We start from the raw sequence: 9,709 nt of genomic DNA on the forward strand, positions 1-9,709 counted from the left end.
AAACACAAAAAAGACTATCTTTTGCTTGGATTTTAGCAGGAGTTTTAAAATGGCAGGAATTACTTACGAAGTTGACGACAAGAATATTGTTGAACAGATCAAGTCTGATGCCATAAACGTCGCGGCAGAGCTTGTCGAAGTGGCGAAACTCAAAAAAGGCGACATCGTCGTTGTCGGTTGCAGCACCAGCGAGACTTTGGGAAACCAGGTCGGGAGCCACTCCGTCCCAGAAGTCGGCAAGGCCATTTACGACGGTCTCCAGAGAGTCTTTGGCGCAAAGGGCATCTACATTGCGGCCCAGTGCTGCGAGCACCTGAACCGCGCCATCATCATCGAGCACGAAGCCGTCCCGAATGCTGAAATCGTAAATGTCGTGCCACAGCCGAAAGCAGGCGGCTCCTTCGCTACCGCTTGCTACGCAAGCTTCAAGGCTCCCGTAGCGCTCGAGCATATCAAGGCAAACGCAGGGATAGATATTGGCGGGACCCTTATCGGTATGCACCTCCGCGAAGTCGCCGTCCCCGTCCGCTTAAAGCAGAACCACATCGGCAAGGCTATCATCATTGCCGCCCGCACCCGCCCCAAGTTCATCGGCGGCGAACGAGCCCACTACAATGATGCACTCAAGGACGGATACCCCGAGTTTTAGCAACTTTTCTGTTGCATTTTGATTTTTTTTTCTTACATTTAGCGTATATGAGAAAACGAGTTGCTTTACTTTTCGTTGTTTTCGGTGTATTCTTAGCGATCTGCACCGGTTGTAATGGATTTTCCGAAGAGCCCCCCGCACAAGCCTCTAAAGCCAATTCGTCCAAATACAAAATCGGCGTCGAAGAAAAATCAAGTATATCAGAAGGGGTTGCAAGCCAGCTCCCTAAAGCACAAATCAAGCATTATCCCGACTTAATAACCGCCTATTTTGCCCTTCAGGTTGGCGATATCGATATTTTGGCTTATGACGAGAACGTCCTCACGCATACATTCAACGACAGCATGAGCGGTCTCACATACATCGAAAACGATATCGACGTTCCAAACGAATTCGTTATCGCCATGAACAAGCACAGTTCCATTCCTGACTTAAAAGGAATCATCAACCGCCTCATCGATAGCTTGAACGCTGCAGGCACACTCACCGAGCTCAACGAGCACTGGAACAAGAACTTAAAGACTAATCCACTGATTAGCACCAAGGAAAGTGACTCTGAACAAATCTTGAGGATCGCCACTTCAGCAGATGTTCCTCCGTTCTCTTTCATGAGCGGGAACCAGATCGTAGGCCTTGACGTAGACATTGCAAAGCTCCTCGAAGAAAAGCTGAACATCAAGACTTCTATTATCAAGATGGACCGCAATAAACTTGTCACGGCCCTCAAGAACAACGATGCAGACCTTATCATTTCGGCATTTACCATCTGCGAATGCCTACGACACGAAATCGATTATTCAAAGCCCTACTTCATCGGAAAAACGACATTCGCCATCCGCAACGACTTTGATAAAGAAGCGACACTCAGCAAAGTTCCCAAGATGACATACCTCGAACCGAAGAAGCCCGACGAAATCTACAAGTTAGCAGACCTTTCCGGGAAATCTATCGGAGTCCAGAGTGGCACAACACTTGACGAACAAGTGCAACAGCTTATCAAGCTCCCACGCATCCAGTATTTCGCAAACATCCCCGAAATGACGTCAGCCCTGGAACAAAGAGACCTGGACGGCATCGCCGTGGACTACTCGGTTGCAGAATCCATCCTCATGCACCACTCAGATTTTTCAATCTTGAAAGAACGCCTGAACAAGGATGAATTTGGCATTGCCATGGGCAAGAACAGCCCGCTCAAGTCAAGCATCGATTCCTGCATCAGCATTCTGCAAAAGAAAGGCGAAATCCAGAAAATCAAGGATAAGTGGTCCAAGAACAAGTCTGCCGTCAGAGCCATGAAGCAAGACTGGGTCGGTACAGACACACTCGTCGTTGGCACCGAAGCACTTTACGCTCCATACGAATTCTACCAGTGGGGCGAACTTTCGGGCATCGACATCGATATCATGTACACCATCGGCAAGATGCTGAACAAGAACATCAAGTTTGCGGATATGAACTTTGACGTGCTCATCCCGTCTCTTGTGAACGAGAAGACGGACCTTTGCATTGCCGCCATGAGCATCACCGAAGAGCGCAGCAACTTCATTGACTTTTCGATTCCTTACGACAAGAACGAGTCCGTGATTGTCGTACACACGCCGCAACACGCGCTCGAAAAAATCGGTGACTCGACCGGCGTCTTAAGCCATATTTTCCAGAAAATACAAGACTTGTTTGATTAAGTTGGCAGAACTTAGTCGGCAGAACTTAGAGATCTGAGCATTGTTCTAAGCTCTAAGTTCTAAGAGCGAAGCGAGCTAAGTTCTAAATAGCCTTGTGATGCCGCATAGCGCGGATGTTGCGCGGCAAGACTTCCTTGTGCCACTTAATCCATTCATCGTAATAGATGTAGCGTTTTTCGCGCTGGCGGAACTCGCGTCCATGCACAATGCGGCGTCCTTCACGTTCTTCGACAGGAATCACGATATGCAGGCACTCGTGATAGACGACACCTGCAATTGCATACAAAGGACAATTAGCAGCATCGTAGCCTCGGCTGATGCTAATCAAGTGGAAGCTTTCGCCCGTCACAGGATCCTTGCGCACAGAATGGAAACTCAAGCCGCCCACGCGGTTGCTCCACGTGATTCTACAAGTGAGCGTACCGTCAAAATACGTGTCGTTAATTGCGGCTAGCACATCTGTCAAGTTGTGGTGTACACCCTGCGGACGGATTGGCGGCAAGCGCCCCTTGCTCGCTAGCGGAGCTTCACCTTTGTCTGTAAAAATCTGATCGACCGTCTGCCAAAAACGGTTTACCAAGTCCTTGATAATTGCCTTGTTCTTTTGCGTTTTACGGCGTACCGCATGTTCAGCCCATTCCGCCGCTAGTTCACGGGCGTCGGCAAATTCGGGAGCCTTCATGTACGCAGGCAACAGAACTTCCGGGTGACCAAAGAGGAACCCGCCCTTGCAGCGGATGCTCTTTTTCATGAGCGGATTGTACTTGAAGTGCACAAGGCCATTCGCCGAGCAGTCCGGCGACGGGACCTTGACTTCGGGCTCCTTCGGGGGCGCTACAAAGCCGAACAAGTCTAACTGTCCGTCGTTCACGCGCCAAGAACTCCTTCATAGCCATTCAGCGCCAACAGTCCACCAAAAAAGCTTTCTGGCAAATCGAGCGCTGCGTAATGTTCCGAGATTCCGTACACGGCATCTTCGACAACATCTGGCATATAAACTATATAGCTATCGTTCTTTTCGGTCTGAAGCATATCAGGCGTGCAATACTTCGGGTCCGTCTCGCTAAAGTACATACGGCAAGAGACGGTTCGCAGCGGGTAGACGGTGCAGTCCCCCACCCCGTTCGAGAACGGGCACGAGCGCCACCAGGCAAAGTAATCGTGCAAAGCCTTATCTTCGGCATCGTCTTCGGAAAGCCCCTCATCCTTGCGCGACTCGAACAACGTTTCAAACTTGTCCGAACGCATCTGGCAGGCTTCCATCAACGAGAGGAGGTCGTCCCTCTTGCGCAGTTCGCTGTACATGAAAATCAGTTCGAAAGGTTCCACCGACATCGGGTAGTGGTGGCAGCAGTTTCCGCAGGCGGGCCTGCACTGTATGGGTCTCGGCTGTTGTACGAGCACTGCCTTCAGGTACTGGTCGTAAGCGGCATGATAAGCTTCAGTAAACTTGAGTATTTCGGGCAACTGCTCCCGCAGATTGTCGGGACCAATGGCCGATTCGCGACCTAAGGACGTAGCAATTGCATCTAGGCGATCTCTCTCGACCCGGAGCAGGGTTGAAAGTCGCATCTCGGCAATACGGTAGGCCTTCGTCGGAAAATACTCTTTATAAGCATTCATTGAGCGCAAATATATTTTTTTACGGGAATACCGTAAAAACGGGCATTAAAAAAAAGCAAATTATTCATTTTTGTAAGAATGAAGTTATTTTATTGTACGGAGTAATGGAATAAAATTTTCAGGACTGGCTTTATGAGAAAAAAACTGCAAGGCAAATGGATGTGGTCTCTCACAATCGCGTTGTCGCTTGGCTTCGCCGGTTGCAACCTGTTCCACCCAACGGGTAGTCGCGACGCCGACAATGACGATGCAGCCGCACTGACTCATGACGGTTACCTAGAGTATCAAAAGGCAAACTACGACGCCGCCCGTAATTTTTTCAGCAAGGCCATCCGAGCCGATTCCGGCTATTCCGAAGCATGGATTGGCCTCACCAAGACAGTCCTTAAAGCGCAAGAAGGTATCGATGCATTTGAGCTCGCCTCTTACGCCCAAAGCTATGAAGACGCTAACGGCAAGAAGACCAACGGGTTCCTCGTCATGAGCGACGAAAAAGCGGACTCCATCTCGCGGGGTATCGATTCTGTCATGTTCTACCTGAACCAGTTTGTCGCCCGCGACACAACCGACAGGACAGACAAGAAAGTTCGATTCAGCAACATCGCCGATAGCTACACTATACTCCAGCTCACCAAGGCGGCTCTCCGCGTCAGGGCCGTAAACACGCAGCTTTCAAACGTTGTCTCCGCCAACAGCTCCGGCATGATGATGGACCTCAACGTGCTGAACGATTTAGGCGATAGTCTCAAGCCGTTCCTCAATGACATGGCCGCAGCAGCCGAAGCCATCAAGGTTGCACCAGAAGCCGCTGCCGAAATCATCAAGGCCTACCTGCCCGACTCCACCCGCCAGGATTTTGAAGATGACGATTACGCCGAAATCTCGGTCGGACTTGCCAATACGGTCATCCAGATGAACGACAGAGCACAAACCGTTCCTGAGGATCGTGAAGACGTATTCTTCAACTTTGGAAACGGTCGCGACGACGATGGCGACGGATGCGTTGACGAAGAAGCGCTTGACAATTACGACAACGATGGTGACGGCGAAATCGATGAAGACGTCCGTGATAGCCGTTCGATTGTCCTCGTCAAGAAGAGACCGACAAACTACCAAGAGCTCAAGGATCTTGGCCAAGATCCGACAACATACGATTTGACGAAGGCCCAGCTCGACTCCCTCAGCGTCCTCGAAAAGTACAACATCATCGATATCGACATGGACGGAAAGACGACCAAGGATGACTTGGACGAATGGGAATTCATTTACCGCGACCCCAACGAGCGCGATGAAAAGAAGAACCACAGGCTCAAGTTCACGACGACGATCAACTTCATGTACGCCGATGGTGGTATGTTCCCAGAAGACCAGGACGACAAAATTACTGAAAAGGTCAATTCCCTCATTGAAAAGAAGGAACTTATCCGTAAGGATAAAGACATCAACAACATCAAGTACGACTGGAGAAAGCGTGCAGAGATGGTCGGCGGATGCTGGACAAATTACGATGACGAAAAGTTCCTCAAGTGGTTTGAAGGGAGAATCGTAAAATGAATAAACTAACAATACTTGCCATTCTCGCCTGCGCTTTTGGAATTGTCTCTGCTAAGTCACCAACGCATTTTTCGCTCCGTGCAGAATCTATGGGTGGCGCCCACGTCGCCGTTGTCGACGACAAGGAAGCTTTGCATTACAACTATGCAGGTTTGAGCCAGATTAACAGACTCGGCAACTTTGAAAAACGCCCAGAACAGGGTTACTACCCGCGTAACTGGATTGGCGACATGCGGCTCACCTTCGGCGGTGCAGGCGACATTTTCAAGTTCCTCACGACTTACAGCGATGTGAAGGATGTTCAGGATTTGTTCCGTGCGGCACAGAACGATGCTGACCGCATAACCGCAGATCATCCGATGCCATCTAGCAGAACTGGCGCTATTCTCGATTCCCTTATTGCAAATCCCAAATACGTCAAGACGATTAACTCTTACGACCACAAGACGATGGAAGCAAGAGTCAAGTTCGATGCGGAATTAGCGTTCCACAACTTCGGTGCCGCCTTCTGGATGAACGGAAGCGTTGCACCTTACGTTGATGCAGGTATCATCCTCCCCTACGTCGTTGTAGATACATTCATCATTGATGCTGTTGCGCAGATGGGTGGCGCCTACGAAATCATCCCGAATCAACTTTCTGTCGGTTTGGGCGGTAAAATCGTCAAGCGCCACAAGACCAACATGGTGACCGTTGGTCTTGCCAATTACAGTTCAATTGTAGACACCCTTAAAGATCAAGCGGGCGATGCGACTGACAACTTCTTTGATTCCAAGACATTCTCGTTTGGCATCGACTTGGGCGTACTTTACCAGTTCAACCGCGAAATTCGCTTTGGTGCATCGCTCAGAGACATTTACTTCAAGCAGCTCGCCGGCGAAACGCTGATTCCGAATTTCACCATCGGTGCAAATTACAGCCCGAAATTCATGAACAGCAATACAGGCTTTGGCCGCAAATTTAACGTGGCCGTAGACTTTGCCGACATGTTCAATGCCGATAGGAATTACAAGTTCTTTACGCACTTGAACTTCGGTTTTGAACTGGAACAGACACTCGCCGCAATTCCAGGCCTCAATAATGAAATTCGCTTTATCACCCTCAGGCTTGCAGGCGGTTTCAGAGGCGGTTACCCCTCTGCAGGTGTCGGGCTAGAAATACTACGCTTCTTCACGGTCGAAGCGGCCACCTGGGGCGAAGAACGCGGCTACTACACTGGCCAGGACGAGAACCGAATCTACATGGTCCAGGCAAGCATCGGATTCTAAGTTAGACAAAGGTCGCGCATTGAAAAGCGCGACTTTTTTTATGACGAGAAAAGGCGGAGTTCAGCTCCGCCTTTGATGTATGAGGTTAGGGATGACTTATTTCTTAACTTTCACGACTCTTGCCTGCGGGTTCTGCTTGCCGAGCAAGTCGTAAGTGCGGGAGGTGCGCAAGCTGCGGGACTGCACCGGACGATTACGCTTGAAAATGGAAATCGTTCCATCGTCGGTCTTGAAGTTTTCCACATGCGTAATGCCGTTGTTCACGTAATCCGCAAGGCCATAAGCGTGACGCATGATGTTCAGGATATCCATATCAAATACGGAGCCATCCGGATCTGTTTGGCGGCGGATAATGGTCATATTGTTTTCGCCTTCGTGACCGGTATCCCAAGCAATCGGCACGACCTTGTTTTGTTTTGCAAGTTTCATCACGGCTTCGTAATAAGCGAGGCGGCCCTTGCGGTGTTTCGCATAATTGTCACCCGTCAACACGCCCACGCGGTCATTCGCACCGAACTCGCCGATAATCACAGGCACGCCCTTATCGACAAAGTTCTTTTTCATCTTGCCAAACTGGTCCTGAATTTGTGCGCTGGTGCACTTGTCGCCCATAGCTCCCGCCCAGGCGTTGTAGCCACAGTTATGCACGATATCCGCACCTGTCGCGAGGTCATCGCCCCAGTAGTACTGCGGGTAAACCTGCGCGCCCCAATCAACAACGTCATTCAATAGCGTGTAGGTATAAGGGTCATAGAAATGCACTTCGACCATCAGGCGGTTTGCAATCACATCCTTCGGGAGCTTGCTCACAGGCATCACTTCGCAACTGCGGTCCACACTCGTCGAAGGTCCCTGAATCACGAGCGTACGGCTAGCGTTATTGCCACCCGTTGCACGCACGGCGTCCACAAACGACTGGTGGTACGTCATCAGGATTTCGGTTTCATGCTTGTAATTGTCGTCCGTTGTCGCAGGCTCGTTTGCACTGGCGAAAAGCAAGTTTTCGTTGTAATTCTTGAAGCGGTTTGCAATCTGCGTCCAGAAATCCTTCTGGCGGGCATTCACCTTGTCCTTTTCCTGATCGTTCAGATTGCCTTCGAGCCAGCCGTTATCCCAATGGATGTTCAAAATCGTCACAAGGCCTGCGCGCATGCAGTAATCCACTACAGTCTGCACCGAATCCATCCAGCTAGACGCAATTTCGTTCGGGCCAGCGCCCGGAACAATGTCCGCCCTGCTAGAATCGCGAGACAAGGCGTTCGAATGGCTGTACCACGCGCACGGAATGCGAATCGTGCTGAAGCCCGCCGCCTTGACCGAATCAATGTACGCCTCAGTCGGGAACTTGTTACCCCACCATGTCGGATTCTGAGGAACTTCCATCGTGTTCCCGATATTTATGCCAAAGCCCATCTTGGCAAACATTTCGTTTGCCGTCGGCAAATCTGCCGCGAAGGAATTTGACGCCAATGCAAAAGAGAACGCGCTGCAAAGAGCAGCAACGCGAATGTGCTGTTTCAACATAGTTAATCCTTTGGTTCTATGCCATTCGCGTTTTATCCCCAAACAACGAAAGATCATACACCAAACCTAAATATACATCTATGCTCAGCAAAAGCCCAAGATTTGCCGTTAAAAGCATTGACGATTTGTCAAATGAGGTGTTAGCTAAGGCTCAAAGCAGGCCGGAATTTTGAGGGTTACGACTTGATTTAAAGAAAGGTCTTCTTTGGCGTACATCGCATGGTACCTATCAAAAAGGGTCGAAGCTTTCGCAGGTTTAACCGGCTTTTTGGGGAACAGCGGATCTCTTTTAGCCTTCCCTTGTATGCATCGTAAATAATTTATCCCACCTGTAGCGAGGTCTTTGGAAAATCGAATTTCATCACAGTGTTCTTTGATGACGTCAGAATAGCCGACAATCTCAATGGAATCTTTTTCACTTTCCTCGCCATTACATTCTTGGAAATATTCTCTAGAAAACGAAAGATGGACCTTTTCTGACTTGACAATTTCTTGTGCTGCGATCTTGCCAAAAATACGCCGAGAACGCAATTCAGGAGGAAGGTATTCGGTAAATATAGGACACGTTTGACGAACAACAAGCTGCGTTCGCACTTCTGGCGGCATCCATGCATAATATAGAATGGATTTGACTTCTTCCAAGAAATCTTTATACTCAGGATGATCAGTATCCATTGAAACATTCGTAACACGGCCACTATCGCCAAATGTAATCGTAGCATCAACAGAAAGATTAAAGCCCTCTTTATAATATCGTTTGAAAGTTCTGTCAAGAAGCCAACGACAAGGCCTTTTCACACTATTAACAAGTCCCGTTTCAAATTCGCGTGGTGGCATCGTATCACTAAGAAATTTTCCTTCTTTTAATTCAAATGTATCAACATATATATTCACTTTCAATGCTGGTAGATTCGGTCGTGTTTTGAATTCTGCCGTTTTGCCCTCTGTAGAAACATTTCGATCTTTGAAAAAAGTATAAATAGGGGCCAGTTTTTTCATTCTGCCGTAGCCTTGCAGCGAATACACAATTCCTTCAAACAGGGTATCCCAAGAATAAGAATTTTCATAGTAGAACAAATAATCAATCAGTTTCCCTTTTTGAAATAAGCTAACAGACAAATTCGCTTCATCCAGATAAACGTCTTTAAGATTTCTTTCAAATTCAACATATTCTTCATCAAGCACTGCAGCCTTGGCAAATTTTTTTATTTCCTTCAAACTATTCGTTGTGTAGGCCAAGCCCTGCGCGTTATAAACAACCATAGAATCCGCAAGCGCTAAAGATTCTTGCAAAAGTCGCGGTTTTCCAGGAATAAAATCCACAGAAACTTCATCGCGTTTCTGTTCGCAGGAGAGCAGAACGCATGCAGCGAGGACGAGGAAAAAGAATTTGTAAAAGCGATGCATAA

At 48.7% G+C, this 9,709-nt stretch carries 8 protein-coding genes; 4 read left to right on the forward strand and 4 right to left on the reverse strand.

What is annotated here, in order from left to right:
* The first annotated feature begins 49 nt into the window (after positions 1-49).
* Together B7982_RS02085 and B7982_RS02090 are read left to right on the forward strand one after the other, a co-directional pair.
* Complete coding sequence (locus tag B7982_RS02085; RefSeq protein WP_088659336.1) at positions 50-649, forward strand: TIGR01440 family protein; 600 nt, start codon at positions 50-52, stop codon at positions 647-649.
* A 47-nt stretch (positions 650-696) separates the two neighbouring features.
* Positions 697-2,331, forward strand: coding sequence for a transporter substrate-binding domain-containing protein (locus B7982_RS02090; RefSeq protein ID WP_088659337.1), 1,635 nt, complete (start codon positions 697-699; stop codon positions 2,329-2,331).
* An 82-nt stretch (positions 2,332-2,413) separates the two neighbouring features.
* On the opposite strand, the gene B7982_RS02095 is transcribed toward B7982_RS02090, so the two are convergent.
* Together B7982_RS02095 and B7982_RS02100 are read right to left on the reverse strand one after the other, a co-directional pair.
* Positions 2,414-3,202: a hypothetical protein gene (locus B7982_RS02095; RefSeq protein WP_088659338.1), complete on the reverse strand. Its 789-nt coding sequence runs from the start codon at positions 3,200-3,202 to the stop codon at positions 2,414-2,416.
* Complete coding sequence (locus tag B7982_RS02100; RefSeq protein ID WP_088659339.1) at positions 3,199-3,954, reverse strand: YkgJ family cysteine cluster protein; 756 nt, start codon at positions 3,952-3,954, stop codon at positions 3,199-3,201. Before B7982_RS02100 ends, B7982_RS02095 begins: the two co-directional genes overlap by 4 nt.
* A gap of 132 nt (positions 3,955-4,086) precedes the next feature.
* Here B7982_RS02100 and B7982_RS02105 point away from each other — a divergent pair, with 132 nt between their 5' ends.
* Both B7982_RS02105 and B7982_RS02110 read left to right on the forward strand, forming a co-directional pair.
* A complete protein-coding gene (locus B7982_RS02105) occupies positions 4,087-5,508 on the forward strand; it encodes a hypothetical protein (RefSeq protein WP_088659340.1) in 1,422 nt (473 codons plus the stop codon).
* Positions 5,505-6,776, forward strand: a complete 1,272-nt coding sequence (locus tag B7982_RS02110; RefSeq protein ID WP_088659341.1) for a hypothetical protein — start codon at positions 5,505-5,507, stop codon at positions 6,774-6,776. The genes B7982_RS02105 and B7982_RS02110 overlap by 4 nt, the downstream gene beginning before the upstream one ends.
* A gap of 96 nt (positions 6,777-6,872) precedes the next feature.
* Here the strand turns inward: B7982_RS02110 and B7982_RS02115 are convergent, their stop codons facing one another.
* Together B7982_RS02115 and B7982_RS02120 are read right to left on the reverse strand one after the other, a co-directional pair.
* Positions 6,873-8,300 carry a glycoside hydrolase family 5 protein gene (locus B7982_RS02115; protein WP_088659342.1) on the reverse strand — a complete coding sequence of 476 codons (1,428 nt, stop codon included), beginning with the start codon at positions 8,298-8,300 and terminating at the stop codon, positions 6,873-6,875.
* Between the two features lie 144 nt (positions 8,301-8,444).
* Positions 8,445-9,707, reverse strand: coding sequence for a hypothetical protein (locus B7982_RS02120; protein WP_088659343.1), 1,263 nt, complete (start codon positions 9,705-9,707; stop codon positions 8,445-8,447).
* Between the last annotated feature and the right edge of the window lie 2 nt (positions 9,708-9,709).

Origin of the sequence: Fibrobacter sp. UWB2, from assembly GCF_002210425.1 — a bacterium.
GTDB classification, from domain to species: Bacteria; Fibrobacterota; Fibrobacteria; order Fibrobacterales; family Fibrobacteraceae; genus Fibrobacter; species Fibrobacter elongatus.